The sequence below is a fragment of the Streptomyces sp. NPDC046821 genome, from assembly GCF_040645335.1.
Lineage (GTDB): Bacteria > Actinomycetota > Actinomycetes > Streptomycetales > Streptomycetaceae > Streptomyces.
Genome location: NZ_JBEYYB010000011.1, coordinates 129,553 through 144,611, shown reverse-complemented (window position 1 = coordinate 144,611; position 15,059 = coordinate 129,553). Strand labels below are relative to the sequence as shown.

Below are 15,059 nucleotides of genomic sequence, written 5' to 3'. Positions count from 1 at the left end.
AATGCGGAGCCCTGCCGCCGAGCGGGGCTCCGCAATTCAACACCTTCGCAATAAAAGGCGAACTCAGCCCTGGGCGGCCAGCGTCACGTCCTGGCGCTGCGTCGCGTGGAAGTACGGCAGCGGCAGACCGCCCTGGGAGCGGACCTCCATCACCGTGGCCTCGACCTCAACGGCGCCCGGCTTGACCGAATCGGTGGGGGCCTGGCCCGTGTTCTGCCAACGGTGCTCGGCGCCGTCGCACACCGCGTGGGTGCCACCGATGCCGTGCCGCACGGACACACCGCCCTGCCCCTGCTCTCCGACCGAGGAGGAGACGAATACCGGGCCCGTACTGTCGGTGCAGCTGTACGTACCGGAGAGCGTCACCGTTCCGTCCGCCGCGATGTGACCGACCGGATCGACCGTGACGGACTGGTCGGATCCCGCCGCGCCCGCGACCGGGGCGGCGAGCAGGAGCAGGATGGCGCCGGCGGCGACGCCGAGGGCCGGACGAAGGCGAGCTGACATGGGGGAACCTCCTTGTTGGGGGGCCTCCATTGATATCCGGCAACCCTCGTCCGGCCGCCGACCGTCACCCCATCGTCGGCGAGTCCGCGCACTTCCACGCAGCCAGACTCTCCAGAACCCTGCCAGGGACGCGCCTCAGGTGTGCCGGTTGTGCTTCGTGTGCTTGGCGCCGTAGAAGACCGAGCGGGCGGCCCGGATGCGGGCGGCCTGACGGTCGCAGTCCCGGGCCAGGCGGAGCGCCTCGCGCAGGGCGTCCGGGTCGGCGAGGCGGCCGCTGCCGTCGGGCGCCACCCGCCACAGGAACGAGTGCTGTTGTACGCCGGTGATGCCGTCGGCCTGCGGCGTGGGCGCGGTGAACTCGTCACCGTCGGCGAGGAGGGTGGCGTCGGGTTCGGACGGCCAGCCGTCGGCGACGGTGGGGTGCATGAGGAGGTAGAAGAACGGGCGCGGGCGCGCGTGCTCCTCCAGTACCGGCACCTTCTCCGCCTGGTCGCCGAGTTCCCACAGCACGGTCAGGCCGAGCGGCTGGAAGAGGCGCAGGGCGACGAAGTGGTTCCCCGTGGGCAGGCGGGCCACATGCGGTGGCCGGTCCCACTGTCCGTACACCGCCGCTGGATCCGGATGGCATGACGCCAACCACTGTTCCCCGTCCATGCGTTGACCGTATGCCACTTCGCCACGCCCGTCAGGTAAACCCGGACGACGCAAGAACCCCTCGCGCCCGATCCGGCCGGAAACAGCCGACGGATGTCACAGGGGGAACGTCGGGGCCTGTGTGCGACCAGTGACGCGACGCGTACCGGGAGGCGATTCGGGCAGGTCACGACCGGGTGCCTGTGCCATCATGGCCAGCGCCCTGCCCGGTCACGTCGTGGAGGAGACTGTGATGGAAGAACGTGAACTGGCGTATCTGCGCCGGTGCGTGGAGCTGGCCGAGGAAGCCCTGGACGCCGGTGACCACCCCTTCGGGTCGGTGCTGGTCGACGCCGAAGGCAAGGTCCGCGCGGAGGACCGCAACCGCGTCTCGGGCGGCGACTCGACCCGCCACCCCGAGTTCGACCTGGCCCGCTGGGCCGCCGAGAACCTCACCCCGGAAGAGCGCGAAGGCGCCACCGTGTACACGTCCGGCGAGCACTGCCCGATGTGCTCGGCCGCGCACGCCTGGGTCGGCCTCGGCCGCATCGTCTACGTCGCGTCCTCGGCGCAGTTCAGCCAGTGGCTGTCCGAGTGGGGCCTGCCGCAGGGACCGGTGAGCGTCCTGCCCGTCCAGGAGGTCGCCCCGGCGGTGCGGGTCGAAGGACCGGTCGACGAGCTGGTGCCGTCCATCAAGGCGCTGCACCGCCGGTTCGCGGACAAGGCGGCGGGGGCCTGAGCCAGGCCCCTCACACGACAAGGGCTCCGCGGGGGCGGCACGTCCCGGCGGAGCCCTTTGGCGATCTGGAGATGAGCGCCTACGACGGCCGCTTCGGCTCGCTCCCCGTCACCCGCAGGTCGGCGAGGAGTTCCGCCTGGCTGCTGAGGACCCCGGTCAGGATGGTGCGCGCCACGCGCAACAGCTCGGCGACGTGCGGGCTGGTCAGCGAGTAGTAGACGTTCGAGCCTTCCTTGCGGGTCACGACGAGGTTGGCCCGGCGCAGCACCGCGAGCTGCTGCGAGAGGTGGGCCGGTTCGATGCCCACCTCGGGCAGCATCTCGGCGACCGCGTGCTCACGCTCGCTCAGCAGCTCCAGGACCCGGATGCGCGCCGGGTGCCCGAGCGTCTTGAAGAACTCGGCCTTGAGTTGGTACAGCGGCGTACTCATCGGACCCGCCTCCCGCGCCCGCTCCCGCAGCCCGCGTCGACGTACGCCTGCCACCCCGCCCGGAACCGCGGCTGCCGTACCCGTCCCGGCCGCCAAGAAATCGTCACCATGAGGCCATCTTCGCCTGTCGGCACCGAACTCATGACCTTCGTAATTGCCAACTTTCGCAATGCCTCATACATGGGCCCGGTCGTCGGTCGCCGGACCGGCGATCAGTCGGGCCAGCCCCCGGTGCGCCACTCGTGCGGCTCGTCACCCTCCGTACTGTCGGTCGCACGCTCGGCGTGCACGGCGAGCGCGGTGGCCAGGTCGCAGTGGACAGGGATGGCCGGACAGGTGCTGTCGGGTACGAGTGAGCCGTCGGGCGGGATGGCCGCCAGTTCGAGTGCGCGTCCGCCCTCCGCCAGGCGACGGGCCGCCGCGATGATGGCGAGCTGTCCCTCCGTCGACCAGCCGCGCAGTTCACCCAGGTCCACGATGACCGGTCCGGTGCCCCGGGCGAGCACCCAGCCGACCGCGCCGCTGAAACGGTGGGCTGCCTCCGGCCCGAGGTGTCCGGCGACGGAGAGAACGCCGTAGTCCGGTTCGATGCGATAGCGCCATTCGATGGTCATGGTGATCGTCACCTTCCGTACGAGGCCCGCCTGTTCAGAGGGGCAGCGTGATCCAGATGCTCTTACCCTGGCCGTCGGCGTCCCCACGCACGACCGCGGTGCCGCCCAGGCCGAGCGTGAGTTCCATGACGGTCCCGAGACCGCCGGCGTCCGGTCCGATCATCGACGCCGACAGCGCCGGCCGGAAGGGGTGGCGGTCGTGGACGCCGAACGCGAGACAGTCCCTGCCGCCCGCGAAGACCACTGTGACGGTCGGGGACTCCTCGACGGCGTGCCGGACGCTGTTGGTGACGAGTTCACTGAGGACGAGCAGCGCCGGGTCCACGGTGGGGTGCCCCGGGTTCACACCCCATTCCGTGAGCACCATCTCGGCGGTCTCGCGCGCCAGGCGCACCGCGGAGCCCACGGCGGGAACGGTGAGCACGTGGCGCAGGGGCAGTCCCTCGATGGAGGTGATCATCGGCGCTCCCCCGCGTTCGTCGCCCCACGCCCGGCGACCGTCACGCTCGTCGAGTTCATCGTGTTCATCGCGTTCGTCGAGTTCATCGTGTTCGTCGCGTTCATCACGCTCGCCGCGTTCGTCAGGCGGTATCCGCTGACCGTCTGGGGGCGCAGCCGTAGCACCGTGTCGTGCGGGCCGTGCGCCCAGCCGGGGAGCGTGCGGCGGTAGTGGGCGGCCTCGTGGGGGTCGGTGACGGCGTCGGCGGGGCCGGTGGCGGTGACCGTCCAGCCCTCCCCGGTCGTCGCGTCCACCTCGTCGACCTGGTACGACACGGCGGCCGGGAGCGCGCCGGCCGAGGCGGGCGCGCGGACGATCAGTCGGCCGGTGCCCCACAGGTGACGCGCTGGGCGGATCACGGGACGCTCCCTCTGTACGTACACGAGGCGGCCGACGCTGCTGCCTTCCAGGAGCCACAGGGCTTCGGCGCCGGAGACCTCGACCATGCGCGGCGCGTTGTCGGAGGCGTTGCTCATCGGGCTGGTTCCTCGCTCCTGCTCATGGGACTGGTTCCTTGCTGCCGCTCATCGGGCGGCGACCTCGGACTCGTGCGGCGCGGCCCCCTGAAGCTCCGACAGCAGCTCGTTCTGCCCGGCGAGCATCTCCGTCAGGATCCGGCGGGCCGCCCTCATCAGGTCGGCGACGTCCCCGCCGGCCAGCGCGTACACCACGGTCGAGCCCTCGCGTCGGGAGCTGACGATGCCGGAGCGGCGCAGCACCGCGAGCTGTTGCGACAGCGCGGCGGGCTCCACCTCGATGGCGGCGAGCAGGTCCCGTACCGGGGTCGGACCCTCCTGGAGCAGCTCAAGGACCCGGATCCGTACGGGGTGACCGAGCATCCGGAAGAACTCGGCCTTGGCCTGATACAGCGGAACCGACACGCGAACCTCTCCCCGACCGCACGCCACAGCCGGGCGCGGACACGACCCGCACACCATCTAATGAATTGCAAAGTTTCGCAATTCAGCTAGTCGTTACCTACACTGCCCCGCGTGACTGAATCGCTTCCCCCGTGCCCCCAGTGCTCCAGCGCCTACACCTACGAGATGGGCGCGCTGCTGGTCTGCCCCGAGTGCGGGCACGAGTGGTCCGCCGCTGCCACCGACGGCGCACCGGTGAAGCGGGTCGTCAAGGACTCGGTGGGCAACGTGCTCACGGACGGCGACACCGTGACCGTCGTCAAGACCCTCAAGGTCAAGGGCAGCCCGTCGGGCATCAAGGCGGGTACGAAGGTGCGCAACATCCGCCTCATCGAGGACGCCGTCGACGGCCACGACATCGACTGCAAGGTGGACGGCTTCGGCGCGATGCAGCTCAAGTCGAGCGTGGTCAAGAAGGCCTGAGGCCCAGAAGACTTGAGGCTCAGAAGGCTTGATCTGCCGCGCGAACGCGCCGCCCCTACGACCGGGAGCGGCGCCGCGTCACGATCGCGACCGCCGTCCCGATCCCGGTGACCAGCAGTCCGATCCCGCCGAAGATCACCGGGAACAGCCACAGCGAGAAGAACCCGCTGATCTTCGCGTCCTGAGGGGAGTCGGCGCGGTACAGCATCTCGACGCGCTCACCCACGTCGTACGCGGGCGGGTTGGAACCCATCGAGCTGTGGAACGTGCGCAACTTGCCGTCCGCCGAGGTGAATTGGACCACCGGATACGCCATGGGCCCGTCGCTCCCGTGCCTGCGCGAGCTGCTGTAGTCGCGGCGCCACTCCAGGGACACGACCTTGCCGGGGGCCCGCTCGGCGTCGGACAGGTACGAGATCGACACTCCGGCCATGGACAGCCCGACGATGAGGAACACCGCCCCGACTCCGATCAGCACGATGGTGGCCAGCCGGCCCGCCCGCCTGTTCCCCTGAACCCGCACAACGCCCCTCTTCACTCACCCAAAAACCAGAGGGACGCTACCTCAGACGGCTCGGCGGCCGCGCATCAGCTACGTCGCGCGGAACCGGCCGGCCTCGACCTCCGCGACCAGCCCCGCACGCATCAACCGGTCCACATGCTGTCGAGCCGTCCGCCGTTCGACCGGGTCCACGTGCGCGCCTTCGACGTGGGGCCGGTAGACCAGCCGGCGCTCGGCGATCTGCGCGAGGGTCAGCGGTTCGTCGAGCAGCGCGAGAAGCGCCGCGTCCCGCCGCTCCACCACACCCGCGAAGCCGTCGAGCCGCTCGCGGAACTCCGCACCTCCGTCGATCACACCTTTCTGGTGGGACGTGCCGTACCAGCGGGCGTCGATGTCGCGGCAGCGGCGCATGGACTCCTCGAAGTCCTCGAGGCTGCTGCCCACATCGCCGTAGTAGGGGCCGAAGCCGGTGAGGTCGATGTCCGCGACGAAGAGGAAACCGTCCGGCTCGATCAGGAAGCCGCTGTGGCCCGCGGTGTGGCCGGGCAGGTGCACGACGGTGACGGTACGTCCGCCGAGGTCGAAGACGGCGCCGTCGGTGAACGCCGTCGCGTCCGGGCGGTCCCGCACGTGGAACTCGTCCCTGAACATGCGGTCGGCCTCGCCGATGTCGGCGGGCGCGAGGTCGATCGCGCCGACCATCACCTCACGCGACCGGAGGCCGGCGAGGTCCGCTTCGTGGATGTGGACGGGAACGTCGTAGCTCCCTAGCCCGGCGACGTGGTCCTCGTGCGCATGGCTGACGAGGACCACGTCCGCGTGCGGCGCCGCGTCGACCAGTGACAACGACGGGTCGACGACCATCGTGGCGTCGGTGCCGCGTACGAGCAGCGAGTTGCTGAAGGGGTAGGCACCCCGCTTCTCGCCGACGAGCACGACGACCCCGCCGTACTCCTCTTCCTCGTACGCGAACGCCACGTCACACCTCGCCGGTCAGTGGGGCTGTGCCGCCCACGACCCCGGCGGCGGGGTGTCATCGTACCGAGCCCCGCTGTTCACACCGGTGGGTCCGGTCAGCCGAACTGGCCGGGCTGGTAGTCGCCCGCCGGGATCTGGAGCATGACGTTGGCCCGGTTGTACGCGTTGATGATGGCGATGACGCCGACGAGGGCGCCGAGCTGGTCCTGGTCGTAGTGCTTGGCGGCCTTCTCCCACACCTCGTCCGGGACACCGCCGGCCGCGTCGGCGATGCGGGTCGCCTCCTCGGTCAGCTCCAGGGCGGCGCGCTCAGCCTCGGTGAACACCGTGGCCTCACGCCAGGCCGCGACCAGGTTGAGGCGCTCCGCGGACTCCCCGGCGTGCACAGCGTCCTTGAAGTGCATGTCGGTGCAGAAGCTGCAGCCGTTGATCTGGCTGGCCCGGAGCTTCACCAGCTCCTGCGTCGCGTGGGGCAGCGTCGAGTCGTCCAGCACCTTGCCCGCGGCGTTGATGTGCTTGAAGACCTTGCCCAGGACCGGGTTGGTGAAGGGGTTGAGTCGAGCTTCCATGGTGCGCTCCCATGCCGTTGGCTGGCGGTTACACACCATTGACGCGGCGGCTCTACGAGATGTGACAGGGATACGTGTGACGTGGGTCACTCAGCGTCGGGGCGGCCGGTGAAGCGGGCTCGCCACAGGTCTCGGAGTACGGCGATCTCGGCCATGTGGTGGATGAATTCGAGGTTGGCGCCCGCCAGTACCGAGATGTACGGGTCGTCGGGGTCGGAGCCGTAGGGGTACTGCGAGAAGCCCACCGTGTCGAGCTGTTCCTCGGTGACGGCTCCCACGCTGGTGCGCCAGCGGTCGATCACCTCCCAGAACCGTTCGAGGGCCAGGCCCGCGCTGGGGGTGAAGTCGACCAGGGTCTTGGGGTCCTGGCGCCGTTCTCCGAAGGTCCACTCCCAGCGGCCGGCGAAGTCGAAGTGCAGGTGCGCGAGGCGCCACGCGATGGTCGTGACCGGAACCTTGTCCGGCTCGGGCTGCCCGGTGTGCGCCAGGACCTCCTGGACGCGCTCGACGCTCACGCTCCAGTCCTCGGCGATCTTCTCGACGGTCATGCCCGCGGCGGCTTGCCGGGCCACCTCGGCGTACTCGCTCGCCGGGATGTCGGGGGCACCCTTGTCGAGCACCCACTCCCCCGGCCCGAACGCCCGTGGCGTCACCGCCTCGCCCCGCCGCCGCAGCGACCAGCAGTCGGCCACCGGCTCCCACAGGAACTCCTCGTCCCCAAGGCCTTCCAGGCGCACCTGTGCCATCTCCCTGGCCTGGTCGAACTGATCGAGCAGCAGCCCCAACCGGCCCGTCCGCGCGCTCGTGCCCATACTTCACTCCCAGGGTCGCGTCCTGTAACTCGCCTCGCTCAGGCGGAAGTTAACGGATCAGCCCCACGAGCGCGACCGAATTCCACGAGGGGCGGTCACGGTTCGACGAGGCCCGCCCGGATCGCGTAGCGCGTCAGGTCGAGGCGGTCGCGCAGGCCCAGTTTGTGGAGCAGGTTCGCGCGGTGGCGCTGCACGGTCTTGATGCTGATGAACAGTGTCTCGGCGATGTCCTTGGAGGAGTGGCCCTCCGCGATGAGCTTGAGGACTTCTTCCTCGCGGGCGGTGAGGATGCTGTCCGGGGCCTCGTCGCCCTCGCGGACGCGGTCGAGGTAGTTGCGGATGAGGGCGGTGACCGCGCCAGGGTAGAGGAAGGGTTCGCCCCGCATCGCCGCGCGGCAGGCGGCCACCAGGTCGCGGTCGGCGACGGACTTCAGTACGTACCCGCACGCGCCGGCCTTGAGGGCCTGGAAGAAGTACTGCTCGTTGTCGTACATCGACAGCATGAGGATGCGGACGCCCGGGTGGCGTGCCGAGATCTCGCGCGCTGCCTGGAGTCCCGTCATGCGCGGCATGGAGACGTCGAGGACGGCGAGGTCGACGGTGTGGGTGCGGGCCAGCTCGATGGCCTCCGCGCCGTCCCCGGCCTCGGCGACGACCTGGAGGTCGGGTTCGCCGTCGAGGATGAGCCGTACGCCGCGCCGGACGAGCGCGTGGTCGTCGGCGAGGAGGATGCGGATGGGGGTGGTGTCGGGCATGGTCATGCGTCCTTCGCGGGCCTGGGTACGGACAGGGACACGCGGGTGCCGCCCCGGGGCCCTTGGTCGATGTCGAGTGCGGCGCTGATGAGCAGGGCGCGTTCGCGCATACCGCGTATGCCGGCGCCCTCGCTCGACGCGCCGATGCCCCGGCCGTCGTCGCTGATGCGCAGGACCACGGCGGTCGGGGTGTGGTGGAGTTCCACCTCGACGCGCGTGGCCTCCGCGTGGCGGGCGACGTTGGTGAGGCTCTCCTGGGCGACGCGGTAGAGGACGAGTTCCCCGTCGTGGTCGAGGTGCGCGAGGTCCGGGGTGAACCTGCGTCGTACGTCCAGTCCGGTGTGGGTGGCGAAGTCGCTGGTCAGCGAGGTGAGGGCGCTGACGAGTCCGAGGTCCTCCAGGACGCCGGGCCGCAGTCGGCGGGCGAGGCGGCGTACTTCGTCGAGGCTCTCGCGCGTGATCTCCTGGACCTGCTGCAACTCTCCGCGCATCGGTTCCGGAACGCGGTCCGCCGCCCGCTTCAGGCCGAGCAGCACCGCGGTCATGCTCTGGCCGACCTCGTCGTGCAGCTCCTGCGCGATCCGGCGCCGTTCGGCCTCCTGGGCGGAAAGGGCGCGGGCGTTGCTGGTGGCCCGTTCGGTCTCCAGGCGGTCGAGCATCTCGTTGAAGGTGCTGATCAGCTCGCGGACGCCGCTGTGGTCCGGCACCGTCAGGCGCTGCCCGGGGCGCAGCAGGTCGACCGTCGTCATCAGCCGGGTGAGGCGTTCGAGCGGTGCGAGGCCGATGCGCAGCAGCATCGCGTTGGCGACGAGCATGACGGCCAGGCCGCCGATCAGGATGACGGCCTCGGTGAGGAGTACGGGTACGGACACGGTCACCGGGGCCCACAGCAGGAGCGCTGTCGCCCCGCCGAGCACCACGGCGTTCAGCCCGAAGATCCGCCAGAACAACGACACGGTGCCCGAACCCCTCAGTCTTGCGCGCTCTTGATTGATGCTTTCTGTCCCTCACTATCGGCCACGGCTTCGGGGCGGGCGGCACCGGGCCCGGCCCTGTCCGCTCGCTCCGGTTGTCTGCGTCGCTTCACTCCGGTTGTCTGCGTCGCTGGTCAGCATGGCCGCAGGGCCCGCTCGCGCGCGATGGGTTCCGGCAGCCATATCGGCCGGGGCCCGGACCTCATTTCCCCTGTCGCCTACACCCCTCGCTCCCCCGGAAATGGGTGCCGGGACCGATGGTCGCGACGCGCGCCGCCGACCAGGCTTCTCTCCGAGAGCCGCCGGCCGCCACCCGCATTCCGAGCGAAGGAACCCACCCATGCCCCTCGACGCCACGCGCCCCGACCCCCAGCCCGAGCCCTTCGCCGAGCCCTTCGCCGAGCGTGAGGCCCGCGAGCGGCTCGGCCACGAGCGCGCTACGCGCCTCGCGCAGCTGAAGGCGTTCGACGACGCCGGGCACGCTCCCGGGGACGCGCTGGTCGCCGAGCGGAAGGCGTCCATCGGCCAGGTACTGGAGGACATCGACAAGGCTCTGGCACGTCTCGACCAGGGCGAGTACGGCGTGTGCCAGGGCTGCAGCCGCGCCATTCCGCCGGAGCGCCTGGAGATCCTGCCGTACGCGCGGTGCTGTGTCGGGTGCCAGCGGCACGCGGCCTGACGCCCACGCAGCGGAGTCTTCACATGGACGCACGGTTGCATGACATGAACAGCTGGACCACGGGTGCCGACGGCGCGAGCCTTCCGGCGCCGCACCCTGGACTGCCGACACGGCGGGAAGCCGGACGATGACACCCTCCATGCACCGGCGAGCGGCGGCGCTCCGCCAACTGCCCTGGCCTGTCGGGCGGTTGGCGGGCGGGCTCGCCCTCGACCTCGGCAGCGCCCGCACCCGGGCATGGGTGCCGAGCCGCGGCGTGATCCTGGATGTTCCGTCGGTGACGTTCTCCGGCAGCGGCACGCCCACGTATCCGATCCGGCGCGGCAGCATCGTCGATCCCGAGGGGACGGCGCGGATGCTCGACCGGCTGCTCGCGCGCCGGGTTCCCCGGCGGGGGCGTCCGCTGATCGTCCTGACCACGCCGGTGCCGTCCAGTGCCGGTCACCGGGCGGCCGCGCTCACCGCTCTTGAGGTGCTGCGGCCGCACAGCGTCGTGACCGTCCCGACCGCGCGTGCCGTCGCCGTCGGTGCGGGTGCCGACCTGACCCGGCCGTTGCTCGTCGTGGACATCGGCGCGCATCTCACGGAGGTGGCGCTGCTGACCGACGGGGCGGTGACCGACGCGTACTGCACCGCGCTCGGCACCACCGATCTCGACGCCGGCACGACGGTGCAGGAACTCACCGAGGCGGTGATCTCGATGGTGTCGGACATCCTGCGCCTGGACCGCACTCCGCAGGCACACCTCGCGTTGAAGCGTGGTCTGCTCCTGGCCGGGGGCGGCGCCCTGCACCCGGAACTCACCCACCACATCGCCCGGAGCCTGCACACGTCGGTACGTCCTCTGCGGTCGCCCCACAAGGCTGCGCTGCGCGGCGCCGCCTTGATGCTCACGTCCGCGAGGCGCCATCCGTCGGTCCGAAGGTAGGCGACGGTGACACGCTCCATGCCGCGGTGGCGGTGGCGGTGGAGTCCGGTGGGCAATCCGCTGCGCCGGCGCTCCGACGTCGTACAGGCCTGCACCTCTCTGCTCGTGGCGGCGGTCGTCCTCATCGGGGCGCCGGTGACCAGCGCGGTCACGTACGACGATGTGCGGGACTCCCTCCGCGCGACGGCCGCCGAACAGACCCGCACGGGCCACCACATCACCGTGACGCTGCTGCAGGACTCCCCGAAGCACCCTTACCCGCGCTCGTCCGCGGCGGGGAAGGCCCGCTATCCGGTGCGGGTCCGGTACGTGGCTCCCGACGGTACGGAGGAGATCGCGCTCGCCGACGTACGGGCCTCGCTGAGGGCGGGAACCAGCGTGCGGGTGTGGGCCGGCGCGGACGGGAAGCCCACCGACGCGCCGCTCGACGCCGATGGGGTTCACGGGCGGGCGGTGGGGCTGGCGGGGCTTTCGGGGATGGCCGTGGTTCTTGTGGGCGTGATCGTGCACCTGGGCGTGCGCCGGGCGCTGGACCGGCGCCGCATGGCCGCGTGGGACCGCGCCTGGGCCGAGAGCGCGCCGAAGTGACCTAAGCAGAGAGACGCAGGTCACATTCCTCCGTGTCACAGGCGTTCGGGCTGCCTCGTCTCAGAGGTGAAGTCATCGACGACCACGGAGGAGCACGCCATGGAAGCGCGTCTGAACTACTTCGCCGACCCGACCGCGAGCAAGGCCCTCAAGCACGTGATGGCGGCGGGCAAGATCGTCCAGGACTCGCCGTTGCCGCCCACGACGCGGGAACTGGTGGCGCTGCGCATCAGCCAGATCAACGGCTGTGCCGTCTGCGTCGACATGCACACCAAGGAGTCCTCCGCGGCCGGCGAGTCCCCGGTACGGCTCAACCTCGTCGCCGCCTGGCGCGAGGCCACGGTGTTCACCGAGGCGGAACGCGCCGCGCTGGCATTTGCGGAGGCCGGGACGAGGGTTGCGGACGCGGCCGGCGGGGTGAGCGACGAGGTGTGGGAGCACGCCGCCAAGCATTACGACGAGGAACAGCTCACGGCCCTCGCTCTCATGGTCTCGTTCATGAACCTGGTGAACCGGCTGAACGTCATCGCCCGGCAGCCCGCGGGCGAGTACGAGGTCGGCCAGTTCCACTGAACGCCACAGCGGATCGCCGCCGGCGACGCCTGCGCGGGAGGGCTTCGAGGGAGTGATGCGGAGTGCATGAGGCCGAAACGGTCGAATCGGCCGAAGAATTCGAGGAGTTGCGTCCGCTGCTCTTCTCGATCGCCTACCGGATTCTCGGCAGCGTGGGCGAGGCCGAGGACGCGGTGCAGGAGACGTGGCTGCGCTTCGCCGCCTCGGCCACCCGGCCCGCGTCCACCAAAGCCTTTCTGTCGACCACGGTGACCCGGATCGCGATCGACGTGCTGCGTTCCGCGCGGATGCGGCGGGAGGAGTACGTGGGCCCGTGGTTCCCCGAACCGCTGCTCAGCAGCCCGTACGAGGATCCGGCGCGGGCCGTGGAGCTGGCCGACTCGGTCTCGATGGCGGCGCTCCTGCTCCTTGAACGGCTCAGCCCGCTGGAGCGTGCGGTGTTCGTGCTGCGGGAGGTGTTCGGCTTCGGGTTCGACGAGGTCGCGGAGACGGTGGAACGGTCCGAGGCGGCGTGCCGGCAACTGCTCGTACGGGCCCGTGCGCACATGCGGGCCGGGCGGCCGCGGTTCTCGGCGGACCGGAAGGAGCGGCAGGAGCTGGCGACGCGGTTCTTCGACGCGCTGGAGGAGGGCGACGTGGGCCGGCTGCAGGATCTGCTGGCGGCCGATGTGCAGATGGTGGGGGACGGCGGCGGGAAGGCTCCGCAGTTCGCCAAAGCGATCGTGGGCGCGGAGAACGTGGCCCGGCTGCTGGGCTCGGCCTACCCCTGGCTGTTCCGGGTCGACGTGTCCTTCGAGCCGCGCGAGGTCAACGGCCAGCCCGGCGCCATCTGCCGCGACCGGGACGGCAAGGTGCTCCACATCCTCGCCCTCGATGTGGTCGACGGGCGGATCCAGACCATCCGTGGGGTGATCAACCCTGACAAGCTCGGCCACCTCGGGCCGGTCGCCGACGCGTGGGCGGTCGACCGGGAGGTGCGGCGGGCGCGTCGGCAGGCGCGGTGACGGAATCGGACGCCGTCAGCCCTGCTCCCGGTACAAGCCCCAGCGCCGTCAGCCCCGCTCCCGGTACAGGTCCGCGAGCAGGGCCACCGCCGCGTGTGTGGCCGGGTGCGGGTCGTGGCGGCGCCAGATGAGGTGGACGGGAACGGGGGGCGCGTCGCGCACGGGGCGGTAGACGATGCCGTCGCGGCGGTACTGGGTGGCCGTGGACTGCGCGGTGACGCCGACGCAGCGGCCGGTGGCGATGGCCGCCAGCCAGTCGTCGACGTCCTGGGTGAACTCCACCGCCGGGCGGTCCTCTTCGGGCCACAGGCCGGTCGTCGTGGTGCCGGTGCCCCGGTCCACGACGACCGTACGCCGCGGGATCTCCGCCATGCGTACGGAGCGCCGCCGCGCCCACGGGTCGTCGGCGGCGAGGGCGACGTAGCGGCTTTCCTGGCCGACCAGCGCGTGGTCGTAGCGGCGGGCGTCGATCGGGACGCGGACCACGGCGAGGTCGCACAGGCCCTCGGCGAGGCCGCCGGTGCGGGTGTTGTGACGGATGAGCTGGAGTTCGATGTCGGGGTAGCGGTCGTGCCAGCGGCGCTGGAACTCGGCGGTGTGCCGGCCCATGGCCGACCAGGCGTGGCCGATGCGCAGCCGGGTGTGCCCGGTGGTGGCCTGGCGCACCAACTCCTCTGTCTCGGCGAGCAGATGGCGTGCTCGGGCGAGGACCTGGACGCCCGCCGTCGTGGGGGTCACGGTGCGGCTCGTGCGGTGCAGCAGCTGTACGCCGAGGATGCGCTCCAGGGCGAGCAGGGTCCGTGAGACCGCCGCCTGCGAGACGCCCAGCTCGGCAGCCGCGTCGGTGAAACTGCCCGCGTCCACGATGGCGACCAGACAGCGCAGGTGCCGCAGCTCCAGTTCCGCGTTTCCATCCATGCGCTCAGCGTATAGGTGGTGCGTCGGATGCATTTTGCGCATACGACGGTGTGGCCGACAGTCGGAGCATGTCTACCGAAGCTCCCGTGCGCGGAGCCCGCGCCGAGGCGACGACGTCCCGCTGGGGCGCCCTCGCGCTGATGCTGGGGTCCGGCCTGTCCAACCAAGTGGGCGCGTCCGTGGCCGCGTTGGCGTTCCCGGCGCTCGGCCCAGCGGGCGTGGTCGCGGTACGGCAGTGGGTGGCCGCCGCCGTACTGCTGGGGGCGGGCAGGCCGAGGCTGCGGTCCTTCACCGCCGCTCAGTGGTGGCCGGTTCTGGGCCTGGCCGCGGTGTTCGCGACGATGAATCTGTCGCTGTACTCGGCGATCGACCGTGTCGGTCTCGGCCTCGCCGTCACGCTGGAGTTCCTGGGTCCGCTCACGGTCGCTCTGGCCGCGTCGCGCCGCCGCCTCGACCTCGGGTGCGCGCTGGCCGCCGCCGCGGCCGTCGTCGTACTGACCCGCCCGCAGCCGAGCACCGACTACACGGGCATCGCCCTGAGCGTGCTGGCCGCCGTGTGCTGGGGCTGCTACATCCTGCTCAACCGCACCGTGGGCGAACGCCTCCCCGGCCTCCAGGGATCGGCCGCCGCCGCACTCGTCTCCGGGACCCTGTACCTCCCCGTAGGGACCTACGCCCTGCTGCACCATCGCCCGAGCACCGCCGTCCTGCTCTGCGCGCTGGCAGCGGGAGTGCTGTCCTCGGCCGTGCCGTTCCTCTGCGATCTGCTGGCGCTGCGCCGGGTCACGGCCCAGTTCTTCGGGGTGTTCATGAGCGTCAATCCGGTGTTCGCGGCCGTGGTCGGCACGGTCGTACTCGATCAGCGTCTCGATGTGGCGTCCTGGCTGGCCATCGGGGTGATCGTCGCCGCCAACGCGGTGGCACTGCTTACACGCCCTTCCTGACCCGCGCCATACCCTCGACACCCCCATACCGACCGCTTAGTATCCGGCTGGCACGACCCCGCACGCACCA

At 70.9% G+C, this 15,059-nt stretch carries 22 protein-coding genes; 8 read left to right on the top strand and 14 right to left on the bottom strand.

Annotated features, from left to right (window positions below; genetic code table 11):
* Window positions 1-63: 63 nt before the first annotated feature.
* Both ABZ893_RS23375 and ABZ893_RS23370 read right to left on the bottom strand, forming a co-directional pair.
* Window positions 64-507 carry a DUF6299 family protein gene (locus tag ABZ893_RS23375; protein WP_361406942.1) on the bottom strand — a complete coding sequence of 148 codons (444 nt, stop codon included), beginning with the start codon at window positions 505-507 and terminating at the stop codon, window positions 64-66.
* A 135-nt stretch (window positions 508-642) separates the two neighbouring features.
* Window positions 643-1,161 carry a hypothetical protein gene (locus ABZ893_RS23370; protein WP_361406940.1) on the bottom strand — a complete coding sequence of 173 codons (519 nt, stop codon included), beginning with the start codon at window positions 1,159-1,161 and terminating at the stop codon, window positions 643-645.
* A 232-nt stretch (window positions 1,162-1,393) separates the two neighbouring features.
* Here ABZ893_RS23370 and ABZ893_RS23365 point away from each other — a divergent pair, with 232 nt between their 5' ends.
* The gene (locus ABZ893_RS23365; RefSeq protein ID WP_361406938.1) at window positions 1,394-1,879 is read left to right on the top strand and encodes a nucleoside deaminase; all 486 of its coding nucleotides are present in this window, start codon (window positions 1,394-1,396) and stop codon (window positions 1,877-1,879) included.
* Between the two features lie 79 nt (window positions 1,880-1,958).
* Here the strand turns inward: ABZ893_RS23365 and ABZ893_RS23360 are convergent, their stop codons facing one another.
* From ABZ893_RS23360 to ABZ893_RS23340, 5 genes are all read right to left on the bottom strand, one after another.
* Window positions 1,959-2,309 (bottom strand): metalloregulator ArsR/SmtB family transcription factor, encoded by a 351-nt coding sequence (locus tag ABZ893_RS23360; RefSeq protein ID WP_361406936.1) that lies wholly within the window; start codon window positions 2,307-2,309, stop codon window positions 1,959-1,961.
* A 212-nt stretch (window positions 2,310-2,521) separates the two neighbouring features.
* A complete protein-coding gene (locus ABZ893_RS23355) occupies window positions 2,522-2,923 on the bottom strand; it encodes an anti-sigma factor antagonist (protein ID WP_361406934.1) in 402 nt (133 codons plus the stop codon).
* Window positions 2,924-2,957: 34 nt separating this feature from the next.
* Window positions 2,958-3,383, bottom strand: coding sequence for an ATP-binding protein (locus ABZ893_RS23350; RefSeq protein WP_361406932.1), 426 nt, complete (start codon window positions 3,381-3,383; stop codon window positions 2,958-2,960).
* A complete protein-coding gene (locus ABZ893_RS23345) occupies window positions 3,380-3,898 on the bottom strand; it encodes a pyridoxamine 5'-phosphate oxidase family protein (protein WP_361406930.1) in 519 nt (172 codons plus the stop codon). Before ABZ893_RS23345 ends, ABZ893_RS23350 begins: the two co-directional genes overlap by 4 nt.
* Before the next feature lie 48 nt (window positions 3,899-3,946).
* Entirely contained in the window at window positions 3,947-4,303 is a 357-nt protein-coding gene (locus tag ABZ893_RS23340) for a metalloregulator ArsR/SmtB family transcription factor (RefSeq protein WP_361406929.1), read from the bottom strand.
* A gap of 111 nt (window positions 4,304-4,414) precedes the next feature.
* On the opposite strand from ABZ893_RS23340, the gene ABZ893_RS23335 reads away from it, so the two are divergent.
* A complete protein-coding gene (locus ABZ893_RS23335) occupies window positions 4,415-4,765 on the top strand; it encodes a zinc ribbon domain-containing protein YjdM (protein ID WP_361406927.1) in 351 nt (116 codons plus the stop codon).
* 55 nt (window positions 4,766-4,820) lie between these two features.
* Here the strand turns inward: ABZ893_RS23335 and ABZ893_RS23330 are convergent, their stop codons facing one another.
* The 6 genes from ABZ893_RS23330 to ABZ893_RS23305 form a co-directional block, all read right to left on the bottom strand.
* Window positions 4,821-5,288 (bottom strand): DUF3592 domain-containing protein, encoded by a 468-nt coding sequence (locus tag ABZ893_RS23330; protein WP_361406925.1) that lies wholly within the window; start codon window positions 5,286-5,288, stop codon window positions 4,821-4,823.
* A gap of 69 nt (window positions 5,289-5,357) precedes the next feature.
* Window positions 5,358-6,245, bottom strand: coding sequence for an MBL fold metallo-hydrolase (locus ABZ893_RS23325; protein WP_361406923.1), 888 nt, complete (start codon window positions 6,243-6,245; stop codon window positions 5,358-5,360).
* 95 nt (window positions 6,246-6,340) lie between these two features.
* Window positions 6,341-6,814, bottom strand: a complete 474-nt coding sequence (locus ABZ893_RS23320) for a carboxymuconolactone decarboxylase family protein (protein ID WP_361406921.1) — start codon at window positions 6,812-6,814, stop codon at window positions 6,341-6,343.
* Between the two features lie 86 nt (window positions 6,815-6,900).
* Window positions 6,901-7,626, bottom strand: coding sequence for a DinB family protein (locus tag ABZ893_RS23315; protein WP_361406919.1), 726 nt, complete (start codon window positions 7,624-7,626; stop codon window positions 6,901-6,903).
* Window positions 7,627-7,721: 95 nt separating this feature from the next.
* A complete protein-coding gene (locus ABZ893_RS23310) occupies window positions 7,722-8,387 on the bottom strand; it encodes a response regulator transcription factor (RefSeq protein WP_361406917.1) in 666 nt (221 codons plus the stop codon).
* A complete protein-coding gene (locus tag ABZ893_RS23305) occupies window positions 8,384-9,337 on the bottom strand; it encodes a HAMP domain-containing sensor histidine kinase (protein ID WP_361406915.1) in 954 nt (317 codons plus the stop codon). Before ABZ893_RS23305 ends, ABZ893_RS23310 begins: the two co-directional genes overlap by 4 nt.
* A 358-nt stretch (window positions 9,338-9,695) precedes the next feature.
* Between ABZ893_RS23305 and ABZ893_RS23300 the strand changes: the two genes are divergently transcribed.
* The 5 genes from ABZ893_RS23300 (at window position 9,696) to ABZ893_RS23280 (ending at window position 13,127) form a co-directional block, all read left to right on the top strand.
* Entirely contained in the window at window positions 9,696-10,034 is a 339-nt protein-coding gene (locus ABZ893_RS23300; RefSeq protein ID WP_361406913.1) for a TraR/DksA C4-type zinc finger protein, read from the top strand.
* 127 nt (window positions 10,035-10,161) lie between these two features.
* Complete coding sequence (locus ABZ893_RS23295) at window positions 10,162-10,962, top strand: rod shape-determining protein (RefSeq protein ID WP_361406912.1); 801 nt, start codon at window positions 10,162-10,164, stop codon at window positions 10,960-10,962.
* A gap of 6 nt (window positions 10,963-10,968) precedes the next feature.
* Complete coding sequence (locus ABZ893_RS23290; RefSeq protein WP_361406910.1) at window positions 10,969-11,550, top strand: hypothetical protein; 582 nt, start codon at window positions 10,969-10,971, stop codon at window positions 11,548-11,550.
* Between the two features lie 99 nt (window positions 11,551-11,649).
* Window positions 11,650-12,123 carry a carboxymuconolactone decarboxylase family protein gene (locus ABZ893_RS23285; protein WP_361406908.1) on the top strand — a complete coding sequence of 158 codons (474 nt, stop codon included), beginning with the start codon at window positions 11,650-11,652 and terminating at the stop codon, window positions 12,121-12,123.
* A 62-nt stretch (window positions 12,124-12,185) separates the two neighbouring features.
* Complete coding sequence (locus tag ABZ893_RS23280; RefSeq protein WP_361406907.1) at window positions 12,186-13,127, top strand: RNA polymerase sigma-70 factor; 942 nt, start codon at window positions 12,186-12,188, stop codon at window positions 13,125-13,127.
* A gap of 48 nt (window positions 13,128-13,175) precedes the next feature.
* On the opposite strand, the gene ABZ893_RS23275 is transcribed toward ABZ893_RS23280, so the two are convergent.
* Window positions 13,176-14,045, bottom strand: a complete 870-nt coding sequence (locus tag ABZ893_RS23275; protein ID WP_361406905.1) for a LysR family transcriptional regulator — start codon at window positions 14,043-14,045, stop codon at window positions 13,176-13,178.
* Window positions 14,046-14,185: 140 nt separating this feature from the next.
* Here ABZ893_RS23275 and ABZ893_RS23270 point away from each other — a divergent pair, with 140 nt between their 5' ends.
* Window positions 14,186-14,989, top strand: a complete 804-nt coding sequence (locus tag ABZ893_RS23270; RefSeq protein ID WP_361407265.1) for an EamA family transporter — start codon at window positions 14,186-14,188, stop codon at window positions 14,987-14,989.
* Window positions 14,990-15,059 lie beyond the last annotated feature (70 nt).